Below are 25,363 nucleotides of genomic sequence, written 5' to 3'. Positions count from 1 at the left end.
CTTAAAGACCCGACAGTTTTTGTGATTGCTTATAGAGAAGGCCGGTCAACGGCAGGGAAATCAATATCATCAGCAACGCATAGGGCGAGGCCGCAACATAATCGATCTCGCTGGTGAGCGCCCAAAAACCGGTCGCCAGCGTGCGGGTACCAAGCGGTGAAAGCAGCAACGTGGCGGTCAGTTCATTGCTGACGCCGAGAAAAACCAGCGCAGCAGCAGCCGCTGCGCCTGGCGCCGCCAGCCGCAGCGTGACACTCAACAGCGCTCTGCCGGGCGAAGTGCCAAGACTCTGCGCCACCTGTTCCAGCTCCACCGGCGCTTGCGCAATCCCGGCGCGCAGATTGATGAGCGCTCTGGGCATCAGCATCAGCATATATGCCAGAAACAGCGTTACCTCGGTTTGGTAAATCGGTCGGGCGTAACGGATGGTGACGGTTACCAGCGCCAGCGCAACAACGATGCCCGGCAGCGAACTGGTGACGTAGTTACATCCCTCCAGCACACGTATCAGCGGACGCGGATGGCGCACCGCAAGCCAGGCTGTCGGCAATGCAAACGCGGTTGTCAGCAACGCACCACAAAATGCCAGAAACAACGTCTGACGCAGAGAGAGCCACAAATCGGCGCTGGACCAGTTCATCAGACCGCCAAGCCATAGCCAGCGGGCAAGCACCACCATCGGCGTACCGAGCGCAAGGATGGCCATCACCAGCATCAGCGCGAATCCGCACGCCGAACTCCTGCCGCCAAGTATAAAGCGGTGCTGTTTACGTGCCGCACCTGCGCCGACGCGGGCATAACGCGCTTTACCGCGTGCAGCGGTCTCCAGTAGTAACAACGCAAGGCAGCATAGGGCGAGCACGCCCGCCAACATGTTGGCAGCCGGGCCGCTAAAGGTAGATTGAAACTGGTCATAAATGGCGGTGGTGAAGGTATCAAAACGGATCATCACGAACAGGCCATATTCCGCCAGTAAATGCAGCGCAACCAGCAGCGCGCCGCCGCAAATCGCCAACTTGAGTTGTGGTAAAACCACGCAGAAAAAGATGCGCCACGGCGGAGTGCCCAGTGAGGCCGCAACATCCTCAAGTCCCGGATCCAAACGACGTAATACGGCAGCTACCGGCATATAAATAAAGGGGAAATAGGCCAGCACAGCGAGAAAAACGGCGGCGGACAAACCATTGAAACCCGGCGCGACGCTGACCCAGGCATAACTTTGCACAAACGCCGGGATCGCCAGCGGCGCAACAGCCAACAGCGACCAGACGCGCCGCCCCGGCAGTGTGGTTCGCTCCGTCAGCCAGGCCATGGCAACGCCCACCGTCACACAGGCCGGAACGGCGCAGGCAATCAGCAAAAAGGTGTTGTTGAGTAACTCACCAACGCGCGGACGAAAAATGAGTGCTTTCACCGTCGGCCACCCGGTATCAATACCCACCCCAATAACAAATCCCAGGGGCAATAAGGCAAGCAGTGCCGCAAAAGTGGCTAATACCACCAGCACCCCGGAAGGGCGGCGCCGGACGGTTTGGCTGGCCGCGCGGCGTGTCGCCGGAAAACTCAAACTGGACATAAAACGCTCATTCATACCGCAATTACAGGAGACCGGCCTCGGTCATTAACTCGTTCACCTTTTTGCTGTTCAGTGCAGAAGGCTCAACCTTCGGCGCATCCAGTTGATTCAATGGCACCAGTTTCGCATTGGAAGCCGCACCCACACCGACGGCATATTCAAAAGCGGTATTGGTACGCAACATATCCTGCCCGGTTTTACCAGTGATCCATTTGATAAAGGCCTGCGCCTGTTTCTGGTGCTTACTGGAGGCTAAAACACCGCCGCCGGAAATGCTGACAAAAGCGCCCGGATCCTGATGCCTGAAGTAGTGAAGCTGCGTATTTTTGCTGTTTTCGCCGGTTTTGGCCTGATCAACAAAGTAGTAGTAGTGGTAGATAACACCACCATCAATCTGCCCGGCATTCACCGCTTTCAAGACAGTACTGTTGCCTTTATAAGGCACGAAATTAGTTTTCATGGCTTTCAACCAGTCGAGCGTGGCCTTTTCACCTTTCAGTGTGAGCATCGCGCTGACAATCGCCTGGAAGTCTGCGCCTGACGGAGACGCCGCCCAGCGACCTTTCCATTCCGGTTTTGCTAAATCCATCATCGATGCCGGAAGCTGAGCCGCACTGATTTTTGTCGGGTTATAAACAAACACCGTGCTGCGCGCAGCAATACCTATCCAGCGGCCATGCGCCGGGCGGAACTGCGCCGGAACCTGCTTCAGAGTATCGGCATCCAGCGGCGCGAACAGGTTGGCATTATCGACCAACGTCATTGCCGGGGAGTTTTCAGTGAGGAAGACATCAGCCGGAGAAACTTTACCTTCCTGAACAATCTGGTTGCCCAACTCCGTATCGCCGCCGTTACGCAGCGTCACTTTTATCCCCGTTTCTTTGGTGAATTCATCAACCCAGGATTTTGTCAGGTTTTCATGCTGCGCGTTATATACCACGATCCCGTCGTCGTTATTGGCGGCAGAGGCCATAGACGCGGCGAAAACCGAAGAGATGACCAGCGCGATTGAACAGAACGGCAAAAAGCGATTCTTCATCATCATTCCTTTTAAGATAAGTGTAATAGTCAGCGCATGCGACCCGGCAGAAGTTTAATACCAGCGAAGTATAAATGAGAATCAAAATAATTATCAAAAAATGTCGTTCGAAATTAAATACTATAAAAACAAGGATAACCAAATTAATATTCTGGTCATTAATTACAGAATACGCTTAAACTTAAGATAACCTTAAGTTATCAGGCAATATTTCCTCTAATATTAAGCATGGGGTTATAGCAACCGTTGATTTTCTTTGAGAGGATAACAAATTAGCACCGGAACATACGGAATAGAATACAGGCACCGCATAACAGCCTGAAAAGGAAAAAAATAGCTATGAAAAATAAAAAGATAGATACGATGGCGAAAGTGGCGATGCGCAGCAGAGGCTTGTCGGTGAAAGAGAGACGCGTTCGCTATCAGGGAAAAATATTCACATTTAAATATGTATCCGGCCACTATGAAGTGTTCTTTAACGATGAAAAGGTCGATGTTATCGAAACAGAAAACATCAATCAGGCAATTGCCGACTACAAAGAAAAACACAACAAAACCAAACGTCAGATACCGTAAAAATTAGCCATGTAATTAATATGGTTATGCCACTCTTCTTCATCATCATAACCTCCGTTTATCCCGGCAGACTCCTAATAAAGCCAATATTAAGCATGCTAAGCAAGTAGTGCATTCTGCCGCCAAAAAAGCTACAGCGATGTGCCTTCTCTTGTGGCAGAACGCCAGACAGCCGCAACCCTCAGCAATAAATAGCTGAAGCAAAATGGCACCGATACTGACTTAAACTAAATACACATCAACACAGCCAGACTATTCCACTCGGGCCGCCCACAACATATAAGGTATATTTTATGGATAATTTCTGAATAACCTTTACTTTTCTTTCGGATTTACCACCAGAGGATTATTTCAGATCCGTCGGCTGTGATTCTCCAGGGGTGAATGCCTGCACTTCCTGCGCAACCTTTTTCGCTTCCTGCTTGCGTTGCACATGTTCGTTGTTTTCTTTCTCGGCCCGGGCGATGTCTAATTCCTGCTGCGTCACTTTTTTTCCGGAAAAGGCGTCAATCATTTCCGTACTGCCGTCAGGATATTTAACAACCGTTACCAGACGTCCACCAAATTGCGGAATGCCGGTCATCGCCAGCGAATAATCAATTTGATGATTTTCGACTTCTTTATTTTTTTCAAGCTGCTGCTCCGCCTTTATAGCCTTCGCCTCTTTATGGCTTTCGGCGCGGCTGGAGAGCGTGACTTTGGTACTTTCCTCCTGATGAGATGTGTTACCCGCTCCGCTTTCACTGGTGATGTGTAGATCGGCTTTGGTGGCCGTATTTTCTTGTGTTGCATTGGCAAGGTGCGAGGTTGCCTGAATCGCCTGAATCTCCTGCATCATTATCTCCGCTGCTGGTTACCCGGATAATTCCCTACTGACTCATCCGATCTGAGTCGAAAAAAACCCTCATAACGATTATCGACAACAGAGAGAAACGGATTAATAACAAATAATGATTAAATACCAGGCGCCACAGGCAAAATTTAAATAAGCAAAGATTGATCAACCACCCTGTGAATTTACGTTAAGGTGGATTTATTAAATTAAATATTATTTAAGTCATCTATTAAAAATTAATTATATGCATTACAGTAGTATTTATTTCTTATCATTAATAGCATTCATATTTGAAAATGCTACAGCCATCGAACAGCGCACGATAACCGCATCTGACGCCAAGCGAATTCCCCGCTCCTGCGGCATGCTGCTACTCTCACATTCTCACAAAATGAAAAAACAGCAGGAGTGACCATGAGCCAACAACCTTTACATGCCGCACCGCTAAGCTGGGGCCACGGCAACCGGACTTTCGAGATCTTTATCGAACCCACCTGCCCCTTCTCCGTCCGGACGTTTAACAAGCAGGAAGCGCTGTTAGAAGCCGTTGGCGAAGAGAACGTGACGGTCAAAATTCGCCTGCAATCACAGCCCTGGCATCTCTTCTCTGGTGTGATTGTGCGCTGCATCCTCGCAGCTTCAACGCTGCCCGATGGTAAAAACGCGGCGCATAAAGTGCTGCGTGCGGTTGCCGATCATCGTGAAGAGTTTGAATTTACGGATCATTGCAGCGGTCCGAATATGGACGCCACACCGCAGCAGATTATTGAACGCATTGAAAATTACAGCGGCGTGCAACTTGCAGACGCTTTTGCCCGCCCGGAGTTGCAAACCGAAATCAAATGGCACTGTAAATACGCGCGTCAGAACGGCATTCATGTATCCCCAACCTTTATGGTTAATGGGCTGGTGCAGGCCGATCTTGGCAGCGGTGATGACATCAGCGTCTGGGCGCAGCGCATTCTTGCCTGAACCCACGACCACCTATACTCACTTAACCTGAACTTCAACATATCAACGAAAAGGCGGACCAAAATGTCAGACAACTATCAGCCACCGAAGGTCTGGACGTGGGATAAATCCGGCGGCGGCGCTTTCGCTAATATCAACCGCCCGGTTTCCGGCCCGACGCACGATAAAACACTGCCAGTGGGCAAACACCCGCTCCAGCTCTATTCGCTCGGCACGCCGAATGGTCAGAAAGTCACGATCATGCTGGAAGAATTGCTGGCAAAAGGGGTTAGCGAAGCAGAGTACGACGCCTGGTTGATTCGTATCGGCGAAGGGGATCAATTCTCCAGCGGTTTTGTCGAAGTCAACCCGAACTCCAAAATCCCGGCGCTGCGCGATCACAGCACTACACCGCCGACGCGCGTGTTTGAATCCGGCGCAATCCTGCTGTATCTGGCAGAGAAATTCGGCCACTTCCTGCCAAAAGATCTGGCAGGACGTACGGAAACGCTGAACTGGTTGTTCTGGTTACAGGGCTCTGCACCGTTCCTCGGCGGCGGCTTTGGCCATTTCTACAACTATGCGCCGGTTAAAATTGAGTACGCAATCAACCGCTTTACCATGGAAGCCAAACGCCAGTTGGACGTGCTGGATAAACAACTGGCCAACCATAAATTCATCGCGGGTGATGAGTACACCATTGCTGATATGGCGATTTGGCCATGGTACGGCAACGTGGTGCTTGGCAATGTCTATGACGCCGCCGAATTTCTCGATGCCAGCAGCTACAAAAATGTGCAACGCTGGGCACAGGAGATTTTCGCCCGCCCGGCAGTGAAACGCGGTCGCATTGTTAACCGTACGTTCGGCGCGCCGAACGAGCAGTTACACGAACGCCATGACGCCAGCGATTTCGATATGCAGACTGAAGATAAACGCAACGCCTAATCTTCCTCACCGGGCGGAATGCCGCCCGGTTTCTTATCCCGCTCCCGCGACCCTCTGCTGTTTTTTCGCGGCAAACACAACCAGAGTCTTAGATACCGGCGATTGGCCAGACACCACTATTGAACCGGCCGGAACATACGCCCTAACGCGCCAGCTCGTCGCTCTCCATTTGTCTAAGCGCCGCGAGCGTCACCAGCGCCTCCTGCTCGTCAATAATGCTCATGGCAAAACCAACATGCACCAGCACCCATTGTCCAAGCAATTGGCGCGGCGATTCTTCGCACACCAGCGCAATATTGACGTCCCGACGCACACCACACACATCGACCTGCGCCAGTTGATGAAAATCTTCGCCAACAGCCACCACCTGGCCCGGTACGCCTATACACATCGTTGCCTTACTCCACTTCAATACTTTTGATCTGCACGCCGTCGCTGTGCTCAATATGCAACGTCGGGCGGTGACAGCGCGGACATTCGTCGTGCCGGGTGATCTCTACCGACGCACTACAGTTCCAGCACCACGCTTGCGCGGGTTTATGGATGATATGCAGCGCACAGCCCTGTGCCAGCGTATCGCGACAGGCAATATCGAAACCAAAACGCAGAGCGCTCTCTTCAATACAGGCTAGTGCGCCGATTTCCAGCCAGACGCCGGTCACACGCTGCGCACCGTGCTGCTTCGCCTGCTGTTCGATAATTTCCACCGTATTCTGGCACAGCGATAACTCATGCATGCTGCGCGCCTCGCTGGCCGAACAGCAATGCGCGGCGGCTTACGCTGGCATCCGTGACCGGTAGCGAAAGCGCCATCTTCAAGCAGTTATCCGCCAGTTGTACGCCCTGCTGCGGGTTGAGATCGGGCGTTAGCGGCGACATCAAAGAGCAACTCAGGTACTGCCCCAGCGCCGGTAATTCACCCACGGTAAAGGTCATCTCGCCATAGGGTAATTGTAACCCCAGCCGCTCGCTGACGCGCCGCACCGGCCAGCATTGCTGCGGGCCAGGATAGATTTGCAAACTCAGCATCCACGGCGTCAAAACACAGCCAAGCCACTGGTTTTCAAACAGAGTAAACGGCGTGGTATACACTTCCATTTGCGGATGCACGAACGGCAACCCTTGCATCTCATGGGCGGCAATCGTCTTAAAAGCATGCTGAACTTCGCGGTGCGGCGAAACGTCAAATCCTGGCAATTCATCATTGTGCATGAGCAGCCTCCCGTGGCGTCAGCACAACGTCGGATTCAGCCAACGCATCAATCACCGCCGCCAGCGCGCTATCAAGGCTGGCTTCCACCACCGGCGTCATGCCGATATGCGGCTCCAGCGAGGCTGGCGTAACGCCAATCAGCGTGAGTTTCGCCGGAAACTCACCGGTAAAACGCAGCGCGGACAGTACGTCCGCCAGCCCCAACTGGTGCGGAGAAATTTTATTGCTGAACAGCGTCGGCACTTCGTCGTCGCGCAGGATAATGACCTTTCCTGGCTCGCTTTTCCGGCTGACGATCGCGTCGGTAATAATCAGATGATCGCGGTTAGCCATCGCGTCGAGCAGTTCCATTCCGGCGGTACCGCCATCCAGCACTTCAACCTCTTCCGGCAGATGGAAGCGCTGCGCCAGCGCCTCCACAACCCGTACGCCAATCGCTTCGTCAGTCAATAAAATGTTGCCGACGCCCAGTACTAAAATCGACATTACAGCACCTTTACCGACACAACATCGTTGCCGTCCGCATCCAGCACATGCACCGCGCAGGACATGCAGGGATCGAACGAATGCACGGTGCGCACCACTTCCAGCGGTTTTTGCACGTCCGCAACTGGCGTACCCACCAGCGACAGTTCGTAGGGCCCGGCATCATCATTAAAGTTGCGCGGCCCGGCATTCCAGGTCGATGGCACAACTGCCTGATAGTTCTCGATTTTACCGTCTTTGATCACCACCCAGTGGGAGAGCATGCCGCGCGGCGCTTCCAGAAAGCCGACACCTTTAAATTCGCCGCTCTGCGGAATGTCGGTTTTCGCATAGGTCTGCATGTCGCCTTTGCCGATATTATCGATCAACGCCTGATACTGATTTTGCAACACGCCGTGTAGTTCGCAGGCGTGAACGGTGCGGCCAATAATACGTCCCAGAGTTGAATGTAGCTGCGCTACGCCGATCGTTTTGCCGGTCAGTTTCTGGTAGATAGCGACAATGTCATTTAGCTTAGTCGCCGTAGTTTCGTGTTTCGCCGCCAGTTTGCAGAGCATATTAGCTAACGGACCAACTTCCACCGTTTTGCCGTAAAAAGTGGGCGATTTCACCCAGGAATATTTGCCCTCTTCCTGCCAGCCTGTGTACTGCGGCAATGTCGTGCCCTGCCACGGTGCCTGCGGCGCCTCATCTTTGTACCATGCGTGTTTAGAACTCTCCTGGATCCCTTTCACCATAAAGGGATCGTCACCCGTCGTGATCGCCCGGAAGGTACTGAGATCGGCATTTTCGATATACCCGCCAGGGAACAGGAAGCTGCCGTTGTTGGCATCGGTGGGAAATTCCGGCGTACTGAGGTAATTCACCGCGCCTTTGCCAAGCGACAACCACTCGGGGTAAAACGCGGCAATGACGGCGGTATCAACTTTGTAAACCTGCTCAATAAAACCCTCCAGGCGATCGATAAACGACTTCAGGTACATCAGACGTTCAAGGTTCAGCACTTCAAGGCCGTCGAGGTTGATCGGGTTGGCGACACCGCCGACTGCCAGGTTCTGGATATGCGGCGACTTGCCGCCGAGCAGCGCCACGATGCGGTTAGCGTCGCGCTGACACTCCAACGCTTGCAGGTAGTGTGCGACAGCTATCAGGTTCACTTCCGGCGGTAACTTCATTGCCGGGTGTCCCCAGTAACCGTTGGCAAAAATACCCAACTGACCGCTGGCGACCAGCGCTTTGATCTTATCCTGCACTGCTTTGAACTCGCCTTCACTGTTCAGCGGCCAGTCGGAGATCCCTTTCAGCAGCGCGGCTGCTTTTGCCGGATCGGCCTGCAATGCCGAGGTGATATCCACCCAGTCGAGCGCCGAGAGCTGATAAAAATGGACGATATGATCGTGGATCGAGTGTGCGGCAAGAATGATGTTGCGGATGTACTGCGCATTCAGCGGCACATTGACCTTCAGCGCACTTTCGACTGCCCGCACCGAGGTGATAGCGTGAATGGTGGTACAAACGCCACAAATACGCTGCATGATGATCCAGGCATCGCGCGGATCGCGCCCCTTCACAATCTCTTCCATTCCGCGCCACATGGTTCCCGATGACCAGGCCTTTGATACGACGCCGTTTTCAATTTCGCAATCAATGCGTAAATGACCCTCAATACGGGTCACCGGATCGATGGTGATACGTTGACTCATGCTTCACTCGCCTCATGTCGCGCAGGTGTTTTTAACGGAGGAATAATCGGCAACAGACGTATGAGTAAGATGTATGCACAGACTTCAATTGCCACAAAACCAATAGAGATCATCAACTCTTCCCCGGTCGGGAAGTAGCCGTATCCGTTGCCGGGATTGAAGGCCAGCAGCGAATAAGAGAGCCGCCACAGCGCGCAGCCTAACAGCATGCTGAGAGCGGCCAGGAACAGAACGCGGGAATCGTTGCGCCAGCGGGAAACGCGCAGCGCCAGCAGCGGGAAGGCCAGCAGTGCCAGCTCCAGCCAGAATATCAGGCTGTAAAAATCCCCCGCGAACGCGTAATGCCACTTGCCGCGCCAGCTGATCTCCCCGACGCGCAGCAGCAGGAACAGTGCCAGCAAGACGCTTAGCACGCCCATCAGTTTATTGAACAGGCGCTTCTCATCCGGGCCGTTACCCCGCAGGCTGGCCTGCATTAAGGAGCCTTCAAAGATAACGATTGAAAAGCCCATAATAAAAGCGGTCAGCAGTGAGAAGAGCGGCAGCATTTCGTAGCTTTGCCACAGCGGATAGACTTTGTATCCGGCAGCAATCATCAGCGATCCCATCGATGACTGGTGCATTGTCGGCAACAGTGCGCCAAGGGCGATGATAAAAAACATCACCTTGTTCAGACGACGCAGCGAAACCTTCCAGCCCAGTCTTTCCAGCAGTGCAGGCGCGAATTCCAGCGCCATTACGCCAATATAGATGGTCATACAGACGGCCGTTTCGAACAGCACCGAATTGACGTTGAAGTATCCGGGAATATAGAAATACGGCAGATTCCAGTAACGACCAACGTCAATAGTGATGGATAGCCCGCCCAGCGAGTAACCGAATAGGCTACACAGCAGCGCCGGACGCACCAGCGGATGATAATCGCCACGATTGAAGACATAGACCGCCCACGCCAGCGCCCAGCCACCGCAGGCGAAACCGGTGCCGATCAGCAGGTCGAAAGCGATCCAGATCCCCCACGGATATCCGCCATTCAGATCGGAGACCGATCCCAGACCGAAGATCAGACGCTTGAGAATAAAGATCGCGCACAGCACGACCAACGGGGCGAACAGAAGCACGGGTTTGCTCAGCAGCTTACCGCCCATGGCTTGTGGATCATGACTCATGGTCATCCTCCTCGTGGTGCTCCCTTGTATTACGCCGTACCAGCGCTGTCAGACCTGCCAGCACCGCCAGCGGCAACATCATGCCTTTGTACACCGTATGCTGAACGTGTTCGGATCGCGCGCCAGTAGCCAGAGAGTCCAGCGCTGGTAAACCGAGATCCGTGTAAGGCACACCTGTCAATACCAGCACCTGCGTGCCACCGCCCTCTTTCTCGCCGTACAAATGCGGGTAGTAATGCGGGACATCGTGAAGGTAAACATCATCGGCGTGCAACGTCTGGCGGGGATAGCGATATTCGGAACCCGGCTTCAGCGTGAGGCGTTTTTTTGCTTCGGCCAGTAACTCCTCGCGGGTGCCGTAGATCACCGCCCCTGCCGGACAAACTTCCACACAGCCGGGAAGCTCGCCTTTATCAAGACGCCCGACGCCTTTCTGATTACAGAGCTGGCATTTGTGGATCTGGCCGAACGGGTTGTCGTAATCATATTTCGGCACGTCGAAAGGACAAGCGACCATACAGTAACGGCAGCCGGTACAAACATCCGGGTTGTAATGAACGATGCCAGTGACGGCGTCTTTCGTCAGCGCCTGTACCGGGCAGACCGACACGCAATTAGCATCCACGCAGTGCATGCACTGCTTTTTGATGTAGGCATAGCCATTTTCGGCCTGGTCTTTGTTTTGCCCGTTACCGCTGTGCCAGACCTGAATAATGTTGTTGGTATACGGAGAGAGTTTGTCGTTGTTCGACCAGGTTTGTTCACCCTGCGGATTAGGCACCGGCGAGTTGATCGCCTGGCAACGTGAGACACAGGCCTGGCAGCCGACACAGAGCGTAGAGTCATATAACATGCCCAGCGCTCCTGGGATCGGCGGCCGGTTTTGCGCAGCGGCAAAACCGGTGGACGATCCCCCCATCAGCAGCGCCCCGCCGGACGCCACTTTGAGAAAATCACGTCTGTTCACGGCTATTCTCCCTGCGAATCAGCGTCGTTTTTCTTCTGTTGCCGTCCCAGCTCGCGCACCGTCATCACGCCAACGCCCGCCACCAGACCGACTACGCCACCCAACAGGCCGACAGCCGTTGCCGACACCGTGCCGCCCTCTTTCAGTTGTACGTCGGGTTTTTCAGCGCGAGGTGTCGGATTTTCGACATGAGCAAGCTGAGAAATACCTTTGTGAAAGCCAACGCCTTCTTCATTACAGCCGTAACAAGGGTGACCAATAGCAACTGGCCATGCGCCGCCGACATCGCAGAACTGTAATGTAGAGCAGTTGCCCCAGGTTTCCGGGCCTTTACAACCGAGGTGATAAAGACACCAGCCCTGCCGGTGCCCGGCATCGCCGAACTCTTTCGCAAAACGCCCGGCATCGAAGTGCGGGCGTCGCTCGCAGTTTTCGTGAATCAAACGCCCGTAGGCAAAAGAAGGCCGGTTTTTGCTGTCCAGCGCAGGGGGTTTGCCAAAGGTGATGAGATGCGCCACGGTGGCGAGAAAATTTTGTGGGTTCGGCGGACAGCCAGGAATATTAATCACCGTTTTCCCTGGCAACACTGCCTGCAAACTGACTGCACCGGTGGGATTCACCCCTGCCGCAGCCACACCACCCCAGGAGGAGCAGGAACCGATCGCGATAATGGCGGCTGCGTTTTCTGCCGCCTTACGAATATGGTCAACAATAGGCTCGCCGGCCACCATGCAGTAAATGCCACCATCTTTCATCGGAATAGAGCCGTCAACCACCAGCACGTACTGGCCTTTATACTGCTCCAGAGCATGGTGTTTGTTCTCTTCAGCCTGATGCCCGAACGCGGCGGAAAGCACTTCGTGGTACTCCAGCGAAATGGTTTCCAGCACAAGGTTTTCAACGGTGGGATGAGTAGCGCGAAGCAGCGATTCAGTACATCCGGTGCACTCCTGTGCACCAATCCAGATAACTGGAGGACGTTGCGGATGGCTGATGGCTTCCGCCATCTCTGCGGCCGCCTTGCCGCTCAGCCCCATCGTGGCCGCCAGCGCGGCGCACAGCTTCATAAAATCACGACGACTCACACCCTGCGATGCTAAATGTAAATTATCTCCTGCCATTTATTTTTTATTCCTCAGCCCGAACTAAGAATATTCTCCATCCAACAGGAAGAAGAGTGCTGCGATCGCTCCGACAATTAAGCACATAAAAATCATGGGTATTATGCAAAAATGAGACGCAGATTACATTACACGGACTTATTGTAGGGATATTAGGGCACAAATGAACAAAAAAAATGAAAGTCACCCGACAAAAGCGACCTTCACAAAAGAGAACTACATATTGAGCGAAGCGTATTGTTATGTTCCGAGGCGGTATCCCGCCATAAAAAATCGGATCACCGTACTGGAGTGACTCTCGCGAAAAAAGTCCATCATCATCTCTTTATCCAGCCCGTAGCGGCGAGTGAGAATTCCTGCTTCCCACGCGCTGAGTTGTCGATCGCCTGTCTTTTCAAACATGCGGTGCGAAAATCCAAGGACAAAACCCCGTTTATAGTCCGGGCAGAAATGCGCCACATTGCTGGCGCTATCCGCCTGCGCCGCATTCAGCCCGGCCATTAAACCCTTACCAAAGTGGTTTTCCATCGTTATCACCCTAATCGTTATATAAATAATTATATAACGATATATTGCAGGGGCGATAGCGCTGATTAAAATGCCACCCATTCGTCCGGCGATGCAGCAGATTTAGAGGTGGTTTTACGCGACAAATCCGGTTTCACCAGCGTGGTTGTTGCCGGGGTATTCTGCTCGTTGCTGGAAAGACGGAACTGCTGAACAGAGCGTTGCAGCTCTTCTGTCTGGCGTTCCAGCGCCTCCGCTGCCGCAGAGATCTGCTCTACCAGCGAGGCGTTCTGCTGCGTGACGCTATCCATCTGGCTGATCGCGACGCCCACCTGAGAGATGCCTTTACTCTGTTCTGCAGAGGCCGAGGCAATTTCTTTCATAATGGTGGTTACTTCGGTCACGGCCCGCAGGATACTTTCCATGGTGCTGCCGGTGTCATTAACCAGTCGCGCCCCTTTCTCAACGCGGCTGACTGAATCGGCAATCAGCGTTTCGATTTCTTTCGCCGCGCCGGCACTACGGCTGGCAAGATTACGGACTTCCCCGGCGACGACGGCAAAGCCACGCCCTTGCTCACCCGCGCGCGCCGCTTCAACCGCAGCGTTCAACGCCAGAATGTTTGTCTGGAAAGCAATGCTGTTAATCACAGTGGTGATCTCAGCAATTTTCTTCGAGCTACCGGAAATACCATCCATCGTACTGATGACATCTTTAACCAGCGCACCGCCTTTGCTGGCAGTGGCTGAAGCCACTTCCGCCAGTTGGCTGGCCTGGCTGGCATTATCAGCATTCAGTTTGACCGTTGAAGTCAGCTCTTCCATGCTGGCTGCCGTTTGCTCCAGCGCGGCGGCCTGCTCTTCGGTACGGGAAGAGAGATCATTATTGCCGGAAGAGATCTCACTCGCCCCGCGCCAGATATTTTCACTGCCGTGACGGATACTGCTAACCGCTTCACGCAGGCTATCCTGCATTGCCAGCAACAGCGGCACGACTTTGCCAACGCAGTTACGACCAAAACCTTCCAGCGGCTGGCTGAGATCGCCCTGCGCCATCAGCATGAAATGCGCGCGGATACGCTCCAGCGGGCGCACCAGCATGGCGACCAGATAGCGATCGGTAAAGAGCAGGATCAACAGGCCAATCACCATCGCTACAATAATTGCCACGCGGGTACTTCTCGTCCGGCTATCGACGACAACGCGAGTCTGATCGAGCATATCACCCGCAGCTTTATTAAAGCTTTCGGCCGATGCGCCAAAGTTGCGGCTTAAACCCGGCGTGACATTATTTGCTTGCTGGCGATAAGCGTCTGGCGTTCCCTGCTGAGCCAGTTGAAATTGTGGCGTGATGCCCTGCTCCAGCAGCGCCTGCCAGTTATTGATCACTTGCTCAGAGATTTTCGCATCTATCGGCCCTGGTGAAATCGCTTTAAACGCCGCCAGATAACGGGCCATATTGTCCAGCGCCTGTTGAACGGGCGCCATATCCGGCGAGCCACCCGCAGCTTTGGCTTCCATTGCGCGACTGAGACGAGTCACAAACCGAAAGTACTGATCATTGCCCTGGCTAAGCAGAGTCATCTGTGACACTAACTGGCGATCTACCTCATTGCCATCGGCCACCTTTGACAAAGAAAAAACGCTATACAAGCCAACGCCTGACCACAGCACACCGAAAATCCCGAGGATCGCCAGCATAACGGCTCGTATAGTAAAGTTACGAAGCATACTCATAATATTATCCTTGCGGTGAAGGTACACTCTCGCCTGCGGGCAAGACTTATCTTCGTTATCGGCATGGACAAGGAAATTCTGCATGGTAAAGCTGAAAAAAATGATAAAAAAATTTCACCCTTATGTTTTTTCGTCAACCTGCATCGTAGCCGTACAGAATGTTATCCCATTTCATCACTGGGTTATTAATTATCGTTACCATCATGGTATTTCTTTCCAGAGGCATTACATAAGTAATTGTTTTTTAAAATAAAAAAATAAATATTAATTCACTAAATATTTCAAGCGTTAATACTTCAAAAACCCATGATAAATAATGCGCAAAAACATCACCACTTAACAATATATAGAAAAGACACGATTAAATGTTGCAAAAACTTAGAATAATAACTCTAAAAAAGTTAAAAAAAAATGAATAAAAACACGCAACCAAAGAACACATTAGATAATTCAGCATGTTTTTTATAACGAATAAAAATGACGCTTAAGGTATATAAAACTTATTTTAAGTACGGTTAACGGATTATTTATTACACTGACCGCTGTGATGTTTTTCGCACTTACTGGCGCGGACATATCGCCGTAGGCCGCATAAACACTGACCTGCAACGATACAGCTGTGAATCTGCGAATTCTCTCATACGCCCGGTTACAGCCGCAGTGAGAACAAGGCTTATATTCAGCGCTGCATCCATTCTATTTTCGATCTCTCACTGGCGTTTCGCTCGGAAGATTTTTCTCAGACGTTTATCCAGGAATTTTCTCAGAAGAATGGCAACACCTAACGTAAATTAATAGCGCAGTTTTACTTGCGAACGGATAATAAAAATGCGCCATTATCTATACAGAATCTGTTTTTCGCCGTCTGACGGCATAAAAGTCTGCAATAATTCATTTTCCTACGAATAATCATAAGCAATTTATTATTCACAATACATTCCTCCACTGGCGATTTTCTGCTCTTTTTTCGGGAAAGATCCACGCAATGCAGATGTTTTTTAAACCATACTGGGACCATTGCCAGACCAGTTCCGCCGCCGTAGCAAACACTGGTGGTCTCTACTTTGCCAGTGACATCCGGATGCTTTTGCAGAAACTCAATGGCGGCAAAGAAGCCATTCATCGGTTTTGTGGGATCGACTTTTTGTTACAGCTGACGCCCTTTTGATACACAGAAAACGGACGTAAGATAAAAACGCTGTTTCGATTTTCATATAAAAGCCAGATAAGAAAGGAGACATCATGCCCGGTTTCGCCAATCCGAATCGCTACAAACAGATGCAATATCGATACTGCGGTAAAAGTGGCCTGCAACTGCCCGCACTTTCCCTCGGTTTGTGGCACAGCTTTGGTCATGGGCAGGCGCGGGATTTGCAACGTGCTCTGCTGCGTAAAGCGTTTGACCTTGGCATTACCCACTTTGATTTAGCCAACAACTACGGGCCGCCGGCAGGCAGCGCGGAAGAGAATTTTGGTCGCCTGTTGCGCGATGATTTCGCGGCTTATCGCGACGAAATCATTATCTCCACCAAGGCTGGTTACGATATGTGGCCTGGCCCGTATGGTTCCGGCGGATCGCGTAAATATCTGCTGGCCAGCCTCGATCAGAGCCTGAAACGCATGGGCGTTGCGTACGTGGATATCTTTTACTCACACCGCGTAGATGAAAAAACGCCGATGGAAGAGACCGCTTTGCGCTCGCCCAGGCGGTGCAAAGCGGTAAAGCACTATATGTCGGCATCTCTTCTTACTCCACTGAACGTACACAACAGATGGCAGCGTTGCTGCGCGAGTGGAAGATCCCGCTGCTTATCCATCAGCCTTCGTACAACCTGCTGAACCGCTGGGTCGACAAAACTGGCTTGCTCGATACGCTGGAAGATAACGGCGTGGGATGTATCGCCTTTACTCCGCTGGCGCAGGGGCTGCTGACCGGCAAATACCTGAGCGGCATTCCGGAAGGTTCGCGTATGCAGCGTGAAGGCAAGAAAGTACGCGGTTTAACGGAGAAAATGCTGACGGAGAGCAATCTCAACAGCCTGCGGTTGCTCAATGAGATGGCGCAACATCGCGGGCAGTCGATGGCGCAAATGGCGTTGAGCTGGCTATTGAAAGATCAGCGCGTTACCTCCGCGCTGATTGGTGCAAGCCGTCCGGAGCAGCTCGAAGAGAACGTACTGGCGCTGAATAACCTGATGTTCAGTGAAAAAGAACTGGCGCAAATCGATCAGCATGTAGCCGACGGTGAATTGAATCTTTGGCAGGCATCGTCAGATAAGTAACAAAAAAGCCGGGTAGCGTTGCTTACCCGGCTTTCAGCCCTCTTGAGGCTTTCGCTTTCTCTCGCAGAATCAGTGATACAACCAGCCGGGGTTACACATCCTCCGGGTTCACCCACGGCCGTTGATTCTCAGGCCAGACCAACACCACCAGCGCCGGATAGGCTTCCATACTGAACTCGCGAAAACATTGGCGTAGATTGAGGACGTCCAGATCGGACTGCGCGACTTTTTCACCGTTGACACAACGTTTTTTTATGTTGTCATAATACTTGTACACCGCTGAGTTGAGATCGCTACAGCGACGCTGTGCTTCAAATAAACCCGGTGTGCTATTTAATTCCGCCATGTTCATACGTTTAATTGTCGCATGAAGAAAATCAATATATTCATGGTTGACACGCCAGTACCATACCGGAGTAATCGCGTTCATTAATAACGAAAAATGATCTTCGCCTTCTTCTTTCGACAATGGCTGATACTGCGGGGGGCGATTGTCAATTTCACTAAGGGGAGTTTTTTTATTGTGCTCACGCATCAATAAAAGTACGCCGCCCGTCAGCAGCAATATAGCAATAACAGAATAAAAAACACTGTTCATGAGCAGGCTCCTTTTTTTTGATTTTAAAAGTGTGCCGTGATATTGTCAACGAACCTCACGCCTGCGTCACCTCTTCCTTGTTGATATTAAAGGATATTAGAAATGCTTCCCGAGAATCTTGTCCCGGCACGATTTCATATTGCTACTGCTGAAACCAACCCTGGAGAAGAAGGAACAGAAGCTAATTTAGCTCAGGGGAAAACAACCCTCGCCGATCATGCCAACGATATATTAGCTAATGCCAGCCGTGGTGGGCAGTCAAGAAATATGTTACTTGAAGAGCACGATCGCCAAATAAAAGATCGTCTGTTACGGGTGGTAAAAATCGAGACATTCGCTCGTCTGCTTAATGAGTTACAGGAAGAGGGCGAGATTGAACCTCAAACATTAAGTCAGATAATTACCGAAAAAACGCAGCAAATTAATGAAAACGGGAATGTGATTTGGCTTAACCTGATTACTCGCGAAAAGGACGGGCCACTATTTTATAAGCTTGGGGATGAATAACGTGAGTGATGTCGATAATAATATTTATTTAACTTTAGCCGACAAAAATAGCGATGAATTTATCTTAGAGCAAAATAAAGAGGCTCTGATACTCAGTAAAAATGAAACCATCGCCCGTATTGCCCACGAGTTGGTTTCCATTCCTGCGGCGCTTGTGCGCCTGAAATGGCAGAACCGCCGTGAAATCTACCCGTTACAGGTGAAAGAAGAAATTTACGGTGCGGTAATCAACGCCATCATCGAGCTAAAGCCGGAACTACGTGACAAAATTATGGGTCGGCTGGAGGCTCACTACCAGCATCTACTGGCGCGGGAAACCGCGACGTTGCGCCTGAGCCGCAAACTCAGCGACGGTGAATACCATACAACGACGGTCTCCACCGTCGCGCCAGAGCCAGAAACCCCAAAAACCGCGCCGGAGAAGCAAGAAAAAACCGCAGGCACAAAATTAAAGTAAGTGCGCCACTTTTTTATACTGCTAATGTCTCAGACATAAAAGAGCTGGCGTTTGCCAACTCTTATCACTTATTAGCACCGTATTTAGTGTGCTTTAACCGTCTCTTCGCCGACCAGACCGATTTTGAGATAACCCGCCTGATGCAGGGCATCCATCACTTTCATCATCGTCTCGTAATCCACGGTTTTATCCGCACGGAAAAAGATTGTGGTGTCCTTTTTACCTTCCGTCACGGCATTAAGCTGGTTAATCATCGTCTCGTCGGTTACCGGATCGTTACCAATGAACATGGTGTTATCAGCTTTTACCGACAGATAGACCGGTTTTTCAGGGCGAGGCTGCGGCTGGCTGGTAGAGGCTGGAAGATTCACTTTTACATCAACGGTGGCAAGCGGCGCGGCCACCATAAAGATAATCAGCAGCACCAACATAACGTCGATAAACGGCGTCACGTTGATTTCATGCATTTCGCCGTTATCATCCAGGTTTTCATTAAGACGCATTGCCATGGAGCATCAACCTAAACGTAATTTCGAAGCGGCGCGAACCGGCTGAGTATTGCTGGCGGCCAGGTCGAGATCGCGACTTTGAAGCAACAGAACCTGCGCGGCAACGTCGCCAAGCGTGGCTTTGTAACTGCCAATCATGCGGGCAAAGACGTTATAAATCACCACCGCAGGAATTGCCGCGACCAGGCCGATAGCCGTTGCCAGCAGCGCTTCTGCGATACCCGGCGCCACAACAGCAAGGTTGGTGGTCTGTGTCTGCGCAATACCAATAAAGCTGTTCATGATGCCCCATACCGTACCAAACAGACCGATAAACGGTGAAATGGCGCCAATCGTCGCAAGGTAGCCGTTACCGCGCCCCATATGGCGACCTGTCGCCGCGACACGGCGTTCGAGGCGAAAACCGGTACGCTCTTTAATGCCTTCGTTGTCTTCACTGCCTGCGGATAGCTCCAGTTCATTCTGGGCTTCATTAATTAATGACAGACTCAGACTTCTGGCGTGGAAAGAAGCAGCAATTTCGCTGGCCTGATCCAAAGAACGCGCTGCAACCAGTTTTTGCTGCTCGCGCTTAAGACGGCGCTGCTGCGAGATCATCTCCACGCTTTTACTGAAGAACAGCGCCCATGTAACGACTGACGCGAGAATCAGGCCGATCATCACAACCTTTACGACGATGTCAGCATGGTGATACATACCCCACACGGATAGATCCGTCTGCATCAAATTATTACCCACTGTATATCTCCGGGATGCAAATCATAAAATCTGCGCGTAATAATATCAAAACACCACCGAATTGATAGTGGTTCTCATTACTATTTGCGTAGTGCCGTAAAGAGAGGCCTGTTTCTTTGCGCTAACACAGTAAACCGCTACGCAAGACAAGGAATGAGAAAAAATTAACGCTCTGCCGCCAACATGGCGATGCATCAACGCGCAATCGTGGTAGTCTGGACATCCAGACGTATAAAAACAGGTTGAGCAACAATGACGGCGAAGCATATAGATACCGCTCTGGTAAACGCAGGGCGCAGTAAAAAATACACGCAGGGTTCGGTGAACAGCGTTATCCAGCGCGCATCTTCACTGGTATTCGACACGGTTGAAGCCAAAAAATATGCTACACGCAATCGCGCCAATGGCGAATTGTTTTATGGCCGCCGCGGTACGCTGACGCACTTTTCATTACAGGAAGCGATGTGCGAACTTGAAGGCGGTGCGGGCTGTGCGCTCTTCCCCTGCGGAGCGGCGGCAGTAGCCAACACCATTCTGGCGTTCGTCGAACAGGGCGATCATGTGTTGATGACCAACACAGCCTACGAGCCAAGCCAGGATTTCTGCACCAAAATTCTCGCCAAACTGGGCGTTACCACCAGTTGGTTTGACCCGCTGATTGGCGCCAGTATCGTCAGGCTGATCCAGCCCAACACCAAAGTGGTGTTTCTCGAATCTCCCGGCTCAATCACCATGGAAGTCCATGACGTTCCGGCCATCGTTCAGGCGGTAAGAAGCGTCGCGCCGGAGGCAATTATCATGATTGATAACACCTGGGCGGCGGGGATCCTGTTTAAGGCGCTGGAATTCGATATTGATATCTCCATTCAGGCCGCCACAAAATATCTGATTGGTCACTCCGACGGCATGATAGGCACAGCGGTATCCAATGCACGTTGTTGGGAACAATTGCGTGAAAATGCCTACCTGATGGGACAAATGGTTGATGCCGACACCGCCTATATGACCAGCCGGGGCCTGCGCACGCTGGGCGTCCGTTTGCGCCAGCATCATGAAAGCAGTCTGAAGATTGCCGAATGGCTGGCAACGCATCCGCAAGTGGCGCGCGTTAACCACCCCGCGCTGCCTGGCAGTAAAGGGCATGAATACTGGAAACGCGATTTTACGGGCAGCAGTGGTCTGTTCTCGTTTGTGCTGAATAAACGACTGAGCAACGAAGAGCTATCGCAGTATCTCGACCACTTCAAACTGTTCAGCATGGCCTATTCATGGGGCGGCTATGAATCCCTGATTCTGGCGAACCAACCAGAACAGCTCGCTGCGATTCGCCCGGATGGCGGCATCGATTTCAGCGGAACATTAATCCGCCTGCATATCGGTTTAGAGAATGTTGATGATCTGATCGAAGATTTAGTAGCAGGCTTCCAACGCATCGTGTAAACCTGACGTCCGGGGCTGCAAGGCAGGAAATTTCTTATTTCTTGCGCCCCGGATCAAGGTGTTTCAGGCGAGTTGGAGTACAATAGCCTCTTCTACGCAGTACCACAGGAAAGTCCATGGCTGTTATTCAAGATATTATTGCGGCGCTCTGGCATCACGACTTTGCTGCGCTGGCAAATCCACATGTTGTCGGTGTCGTTTATTTGGTGATGTTTGCCACGTTGTTTTTAGAAAACGGCTTGCTTCCTGCCTCATTTTTACCAGGCGACAGCCTTTTACTGCTCGCTGGTGCATTGGTTGCGCGTGGCTGCATGGATTTCATCTCCACCATCGCGCTCCTCACCACGGCTGCCAGCCTCGGCTGCTGGCTGAGTTATTTGCAAGGGAAATGGCTCGGCAATACGCGGGTGGTGAAGAGCTGGCTGTCACATCTGCCAGTGAAGTATCACGAACGGGCGACTTATATGTTTGACCGTCATGGCCTGCTGGCGCTGCTGGCTGGACGCTTTCTTGCGTTTGTGCGCACGCTGCTACCGACCATGGCGGGCATTTCCGGTCTGTCGAACCGCCGCTTCCAGTTATTTAACTGGCTGAGCGCGTTGCTGTGGGTTGGCGTGGTGATGTCGCTGGGCTATGCCATCAGCATGATCCCTTTCGTCAAACGTCATGAAGATCAGGTGATGACCTTCCTGATGCTGTTGCCGCTGTTCCTGCTGGTGGTTGGCCTTGTCGGCGCGGTCACCGTGGTGCTGAAGAAAAAGTATTGCAGCGCCTGATTCTCTCCCTCTCCGCTCCAGGAGAGGGAAAATCACGCGCCCTGTATCAGGCGGATCCTTGCCACATCTTCCCCCGGTGTCAGGCCGAAATAACGCTTAAATTCTCGGCTGAATTGCGACGGACTTTCATACCCTACGCGCATTGCCGCCGCGCTGGCTTTCATCCCGTCATGCACCATCAGCATCCGCGCTTTGTGCAAGCGGAACGTTTTCAAATACTGCAACGGCGACGTGCTGGTAACTGACTTAAAGTTGTGGTGAAACGCAGAGACGCTCATGTTGGCTTCCGCCGCCAATTGATCCACGCTGAGATTTTCCGTGTACTGGCTTTCAATACGTTTCAGCACACGGCTGATCAGGCTGAAATGCGTCTGACGACTGACCAACGCCAGCAGTGCTTCGCCGCGCGGCCCGGTCAGCACGTGGTACAGCATTTCGCGGATAATCTGCTTACCGAGAATACGGGCATCCAGCGGATGCTCCATCACATCCAGCAAACGTTCTGCCGCGCAGAGGATCTCCTCCGACAGCACCGCCGAGTTGATACCGCTGGCCGCAGCGCCAGGATGGAAATATTCATCTTCACCAATATCCATCAGCAGCTCCTGCAATTGCAGGATATCAACATTTAAGCGTAACCCCGCCAATGGAACCTCCGGGGTAGCAAACGTTTCGCACTCAAACGGCAGCGGAACCGTCAGCAGCAAATATTCATTGGTGTCATAACGGAACACCCTTTCATTGATATAACCAATTTTATGGCCGGAAAAGAGAAAAACGATCCCGGGCTGGTACATCACCGGCGTGCGGGTTCCCGGCTGCGTACCGTACAGCAGGCGAATATCCGGTAACAACTCAGTTAGACGGTTTTCTTTTATTTTCAGTCGTTTAATTTTTTCTGTCAGTTGCAGGCAAATCTCTTCACGCTTCATTTTCCGCTGCTCCGGCAAGACGTTTTGACGAGCACAGTGTGCAGAGTTTTGTGCCTTTTCTCCAGTCGCGTGGAGAAACAGGCAAGACATCGGCAGGAATGTGCATTGAGAGAGTGGGCGCGCACGCCCACAATAACCGTCATCAGGCAGTCCGCTGCCTCTTTTTTTCACCTCTAGTTAGAAGGGAACGAGCAATGAACAACTTCAATCTGCATACCCCGACCCGCATTCTGTTTGGTAAAGGCGCGATTGCCGACCTGCGTGGGCAAATCCCAACTGGCGCACGCGTGCTGATCACTTACGGTGGCGGCAGCGTGAAGAAAAACGGCGTACTGGATCAGGTTTACAGCGCGCTTGAAGGGCTGGACATTCTTGAATTCAGCGGTATCGAGCCAAACCCGACGTACGAAACCCTGATGAAAGCAGTAAAAATCGTCCGCGAAGAAAACGTTACCTTCCTGCTGGCCGTGGGCGGGGGTTCTGTGCTGGACGGCAGCAAATTTATCGCGGCTGCCGCCAACTATGCTGACGGCATCGATCCGTGGCACATCCTGCAAACCCGTGGTAGCGAAATCAAAAGCGCTATTCCGATGGGCTCTGTGCTGACACTGCCCGCTACCGGCTCTGAATCCAATGCCGGTGCCGTGGTTTCACGTAAAGCCACAGGCGACAAGCAGGCATTCCACTCGCCGTTCGTCCAGCCAGTGTTTGCCGTGCTGGATCCGGTTTATACCTACACTCTGCCGCCGCGCCAGGTGGCGAATGGTGTGATCGATGCGTTCGTACACACTGTTGAGCAGTACGTCACCTGGCCGGTGAATGGCAAAATTCAGGATCGTTTCGCCGAAGGCATTCTGCTGACGCTTATCGAAGAAGGCCCGAAAGCATTGCAGGAACCGGAAAACTACGATGTTCGCGCCAATGTGATGTGGGCAGCGACACAGGCGCTGAACGGTCTGATTGGTGCGGGCGTACCGCAGGACTGGGCAACTCATATGCTGGGCCATGAACTGACCGCAATGCACGGGCTGGATCACGCGCAAACACTGGCGATTGTACTGCCAGCACTGTGGAATGAAAAACGTGAAACTAAACGCGAAAAACTGCTGCAATATGCGGAACGCGTATGGAATATCACTAAAGGTTCCGAAAATGAGCGCATTGATGCCGCAATCGAAGCCACCCGCAACTTCTTCGAACACATGGGTGTACCGACGCGTCTTTCTGGCTATGGCCTTGACGGTAGCTCCATCCCGGCGCTTCTGGCAAAACTGGAAGAACACGGTATGACACAACTTGGCGAACATCACGATATTACGCTGGATGTCAGCCGTCGTATCTACGAAGCAGCTCGCTAAGCACTGAAAAGCCGGGCTTCCGTTTTCGGGTTTTTCGACCACACTTAATGCAAACCACCTTACCGGGCCTGTCCCGGTAAGCCTATTGAAAGGAGAAATGCATGACACATCCCACCGTGATTAAGCTTTCCGATGGCAATCTGATGCCGCAGCTCGGCCTTGGCGTGTGGAAAGCAAGCAACGAGGAAGTGGTAACCGCCATTCATAAAGCGCTGGAAGTGGGCTATCGCTCCATCGATACCGCGACGGCCTACAAAAATGAAGACGGCGTTGGCAAAGCATTAGCCAGTGCGGGCGTGGCGCGCGATGAACTCTTTATCACCACCAAACTGTGGAACGACGATCAGAAACGGCCAGCAGAAGCCTTGCAGGAGAGCCTTAAAAAACTTCAGCTCGACTATATCGATCTCTGGCTGATGCACTGGCCGGTTCCGGCAATCGATCATTATGTGGATGCCTGGAAGGGTATGATCGAATTGCAAAAACAGGGACTGGTGAAGAGCATCGGCGTGTGCAATTTCCAGGTTCATCATCTGCAAAAGATCATCGATGAAACTGGCGTGACGCCGGTGATCAACCAGATCGAACTGCACCCGCTGATGCAGCAGCGCCAGCTACATGCCTGGAATGCCACGCACAGGATCCAGACTGAATCCTGGAGCCCGCTGGCACAGGGCGGCGAAGGAGTGTTTGATCAGAAAATTATCCGCGATCTGGCGGATAAATATGGCAAAACACCGGCGCAGGTAGTGATCCGCTGGCATCTCGACAGCGGGTTGATTGTGATCCCGAAATCGGTCACCCCGGCGCGTATTGCCGAGAACTTCAACGTCTGGGATTTCCGTCTGGACAAAGATGAGCTGGCGGAAATCGCCAAACTGGAACAGGGTAAACGGCTGGGGCCGGATCCGGATCAGTTCGGCGGTTAACGTCTTATTC

At 52.2% G+C, this 25,363-nt stretch carries 26 protein-coding genes and 1 pseudogene; 10 read left to right on the top strand and 17 right to left on the bottom strand.

The window, feature by feature from the left end:
• Position 1: 1 nt before the first annotated feature.
• Together GA0061070_RS14310 and GA0061070_RS14305 are read right to left on the bottom strand one after the other, a co-directional pair.
• The gene (locus GA0061070_RS14310) at positions 2 to 1,576 is read right to left on the bottom strand and encodes an ABC transporter permease (protein WP_167353583.1); all 1,575 of its coding nucleotides are present in this window, start codon (positions 1,574 to 1,576) and stop codon (positions 2 to 4) included.
• A gap of 22 nt (positions 1,577 to 1,598) precedes the next feature.
• Positions 1,599 to 2,615, bottom strand: coding sequence for an iron ABC transporter substrate-binding protein (locus GA0061070_RS14305; RefSeq protein WP_090136755.1), 1,017 nt, complete (start codon positions 2,613 to 2,615; stop codon positions 1,599 to 1,601).
• A gap of 339 nt (positions 2,616 to 2,954) precedes the next feature.
• Here GA0061070_RS14305 and GA0061070_RS14300 point away from each other — a divergent pair, with 339 nt between their 5' ends.
• Positions 2,955 to 3,191, top strand: coding sequence for a hypothetical protein (locus GA0061070_RS14300; protein WP_007370154.1), 237 nt, complete (start codon positions 2,955 to 2,957; stop codon positions 3,189 to 3,191).
• Positions 3,192 to 3,537: 346 nt separating this feature from the next.
• On the opposite strand, the gene GA0061070_RS14295 is transcribed toward GA0061070_RS14300, so the two are convergent.
• Positions 3,538 to 4,029 (bottom strand): hypothetical protein, encoded by a 492-nt coding sequence (locus GA0061070_RS14295; protein WP_244153124.1) that lies wholly within the window; start codon positions 4,027 to 4,029, stop codon positions 3,538 to 3,540.
• Between the two features lie 411 nt (positions 4,030 to 4,440).
• Here GA0061070_RS14295 and GA0061070_RS14290 point away from each other — a divergent pair, with 411 nt between their 5' ends.
• Both GA0061070_RS14290 and yghU read left to right on the top strand, forming a co-directional pair.
• Positions 4,441 to 4,998: a DsbA family protein gene (locus GA0061070_RS14290; protein ID WP_090136753.1), complete on the top strand. Its 558-nt coding sequence runs from the start codon at positions 4,441 to 4,443 to the stop codon at positions 4,996 to 4,998.
• 63 nt (positions 4,999 to 5,061) lie between these two features.
• The gene (yghU, locus tag GA0061070_RS14285) at positions 5,062 to 5,925 is read left to right on the top strand and encodes a glutathione-dependent disulfide-bond oxidoreductase (RefSeq protein WP_090136752.1); all 864 of its coding nucleotides are present in this window, start codon (positions 5,062 to 5,064) and stop codon (positions 5,923 to 5,925) included.
• Between the two features lie 142 nt (positions 5,926 to 6,067).
• On the opposite strand, the gene hybG is transcribed toward yghU, so the two are convergent.
• The 10 genes from hybG to GA0061070_RS14235 form a co-directional block, all read right to left on the bottom strand.
• Positions 6,068 to 6,316 (bottom strand): hydrogenase maturation factor HybG, encoded by a 249-nt coding sequence (gene hybG / locus GA0061070_RS14280; RefSeq protein ID WP_090136751.1) that lies wholly within the window; start codon positions 6,314 to 6,316, stop codon positions 6,068 to 6,070.
• A 7-nt stretch (positions 6,317 to 6,323) separates the two neighbouring features.
• Positions 6,324 to 6,662, bottom strand: coding sequence for a hydrogenase maturation nickel metallochaperone HypA (gene hypA, locus GA0061070_RS14275; RefSeq protein ID WP_090136750.1), 339 nt, complete (start codon positions 6,660 to 6,662; stop codon positions 6,324 to 6,326).
• The gene (gene hybE, locus GA0061070_RS14270) at positions 6,655 to 7,137 is read right to left on the bottom strand and encodes a hydrogenase-2 assembly chaperone (protein WP_090136749.1); all 483 of its coding nucleotides are present in this window, start codon (positions 7,135 to 7,137) and stop codon (positions 6,655 to 6,657) included. The genes hypA and hybE overlap by 8 nt, the downstream gene beginning before the upstream one ends.
• Positions 7,127 to 7,624 (bottom strand): HyaD/HybD family hydrogenase maturation endopeptidase, encoded by a 498-nt coding sequence (locus tag GA0061070_RS14265; protein WP_090136748.1) that lies wholly within the window; start codon positions 7,622 to 7,624, stop codon positions 7,127 to 7,129. Before GA0061070_RS14265 ends, hybE begins: the two co-directional genes overlap by 11 nt.
• Complete coding sequence (gene hybC / locus GA0061070_RS14260; RefSeq protein WP_090136747.1) at positions 7,624 to 9,327, bottom strand: hydrogenase 2 large subunit; 1,704 nt, start codon at positions 9,325 to 9,327, stop codon at positions 7,624 to 7,626. Before hybC ends, GA0061070_RS14265 begins: the two co-directional genes overlap by 1 nt.
• On the bottom strand, positions 9,324 to 10,496 hold the full coding sequence (gene hybB / locus GA0061070_RS14255; RefSeq protein ID WP_090136746.1) for a Ni/Fe-hydrogenase cytochrome b subunit: 1,173 nt from the start codon (positions 10,494 to 10,496) through the stop codon (positions 9,324 to 9,326). The genes hybC and hybB overlap by 4 nt, the downstream gene beginning before the upstream one ends.
• A complete protein-coding gene (gene hybA / locus GA0061070_RS14250) occupies positions 10,486 to 11,463 on the bottom strand; it encodes a hydrogenase 2 operon protein HybA (RefSeq protein ID WP_090136745.1) in 978 nt (325 codons plus the stop codon). Before hybA ends, hybB begins: the two co-directional genes overlap by 11 nt.
• 2 nt (positions 11,464 to 11,465) lie before the next feature.
• Positions 11,466 to 12,584 (bottom strand): hydrogenase 2 small subunit, encoded by a 1,119-nt coding sequence (gene hybO / locus GA0061070_RS14245; RefSeq protein ID WP_090136744.1) that lies wholly within the window; start codon positions 12,582 to 12,584, stop codon positions 11,466 to 11,468.
• A 240-nt stretch (positions 12,585 to 12,824) separates the two neighbouring features.
• Positions 12,825 to 13,112, bottom strand: coding sequence for a DUF2623 family protein (locus GA0061070_RS14240; RefSeq protein ID WP_090136743.1), 288 nt, complete (start codon positions 13,110 to 13,112; stop codon positions 12,825 to 12,827).
• Between the two features lie 65 nt (positions 13,113 to 13,177).
• Positions 13,178 to 14,827 (bottom strand): methyl-accepting chemotaxis protein, encoded by a 1,650-nt coding sequence (locus GA0061070_RS14235; protein WP_090136742.1) that lies wholly within the window; start codon positions 14,825 to 14,827, stop codon positions 13,178 to 13,180.
• 1,242 nt (positions 14,828 to 16,069) lie between these two features.
• Between GA0061070_RS14235 and GA0061070_RS14225 the strand changes: the two are divergent.
• A pseudogene (locus GA0061070_RS14225) lies at positions 16,070 to 17,109 on the top strand (aldo/keto reductase).
• Between the two features lie 91 nt (positions 17,110 to 17,200).
• Here the strand turns inward: GA0061070_RS14225 and GA0061070_RS14220 are convergent.
• Positions 17,201 to 17,707 (bottom strand): ESA_00282 family adhesion-associated protein, encoded by a 507-nt coding sequence (locus tag GA0061070_RS14220; RefSeq protein ID WP_090136741.1) that lies wholly within the window; start codon positions 17,705 to 17,707, stop codon positions 17,201 to 17,203.
• Positions 17,708 to 17,809: 102 nt separating this feature from the next.
• Here GA0061070_RS14220 and GA0061070_RS14215 point away from each other — a divergent pair, with 102 nt between their 5' ends.
• Both GA0061070_RS14215 and GA0061070_RS14210 read left to right on the top strand, forming a co-directional pair.
• Positions 17,810 to 18,214 (top strand): hypothetical protein, encoded by a 405-nt coding sequence (locus GA0061070_RS14215; RefSeq protein WP_090136740.1) that lies wholly within the window; start codon positions 17,810 to 17,812, stop codon positions 18,212 to 18,214.
• Positions 18,207 to 18,671: a cytoplasmic protein gene (locus tag GA0061070_RS14210; protein WP_090136739.1), complete on the top strand. Its 465-nt coding sequence runs from the start codon at positions 18,207 to 18,209 to the stop codon at positions 18,669 to 18,671. The genes GA0061070_RS14215 and GA0061070_RS14210 overlap by 8 nt, the downstream gene beginning before the upstream one ends.
• Positions 18,672 to 18,754: 83 nt before the next feature.
• Here the strand turns inward: GA0061070_RS14210 and exbD are convergent, their stop codons facing one another.
• Positions 18,755 to 19,180: a TonB system transport protein ExbD gene (gene exbD / locus GA0061070_RS14205; protein WP_090136738.1), complete on the bottom strand. Its 426-nt coding sequence runs from the start codon at positions 19,178 to 19,180 to the stop codon at positions 18,755 to 18,757.
• A 6-nt stretch (positions 19,181 to 19,186) separates the two neighbouring features.
• A complete protein-coding gene (exbB, locus tag GA0061070_RS14200; protein WP_090136737.1) occupies positions 19,187 to 19,918 on the bottom strand; it encodes a tol-pal system-associated acyl-CoA thioesterase in 732 nt (243 codons plus the stop codon).
• A 252-nt stretch (positions 19,919 to 20,170) separates the two neighbouring features.
• Here exbB and metC point away from each other — a divergent pair, with 252 nt between their 5' ends.
• On the top strand, positions 20,171 to 21,358 hold the full coding sequence (metC, locus tag GA0061070_RS14190; protein ID WP_090136736.1) for a cystathionine beta-lyase: 1,188 nt from the start codon (positions 20,171 to 20,173) through the stop codon (positions 21,356 to 21,358).
• Between the two features lie 116 nt (positions 21,359 to 21,474).
• Complete coding sequence (locus GA0061070_RS14185) at positions 21,475 to 22,134, top strand: DedA family protein (protein WP_090136735.1); 660 nt, start codon at positions 21,475 to 21,477, stop codon at positions 22,132 to 22,134.
• A 32-nt stretch (positions 22,135 to 22,166) separates the two neighbouring features.
• On the opposite strand, the gene GA0061070_RS14180 is transcribed toward GA0061070_RS14185, so the two are convergent.
• Complete coding sequence (locus GA0061070_RS14180; RefSeq protein WP_090136734.1) at positions 22,167 to 23,066, bottom strand: AraC family transcriptional regulator; 900 nt, start codon at positions 23,064 to 23,066, stop codon at positions 22,167 to 22,169.
• Positions 23,067 to 23,260: 194 nt separating this feature from the next.
• Here GA0061070_RS14180 and yqhD point away from each other — a divergent pair, with 194 nt between their 5' ends.
• Both yqhD and dkgA read left to right on the top strand, forming a co-directional pair.
• Positions 23,261 to 24,424: an alcohol dehydrogenase gene (gene yqhD / locus GA0061070_RS14175; protein ID WP_090136733.1), complete on the top strand. Its 1,164-nt coding sequence runs from the start codon at positions 23,261 to 23,263 to the stop codon at positions 24,422 to 24,424.
• Positions 24,425 to 24,525: 101 nt separating this feature from the next.
• Positions 24,526 to 25,353, top strand: coding sequence for a 2,5-didehydrogluconate reductase DkgA (gene dkgA, locus GA0061070_RS14170; protein ID WP_090136732.1), 828 nt, complete (start codon positions 24,526 to 24,528; stop codon positions 25,351 to 25,353).
• Positions 25,354 to 25,363 lie beyond the last annotated feature (10 nt).

Origin of the sequence: Kosakonia oryziphila (assembly GCF_900094795.1) — a bacterium.
Taxonomy (GTDB): domain Bacteria; phylum Pseudomonadota; class Gammaproteobacteria; order Enterobacterales; family Enterobacteriaceae; genus Kosakonia; species Kosakonia oryziphila.
Note: the sequence above shows the minus strand (reverse complement) of the source record. Positions and strands in the feature narration are given on the sequence as shown.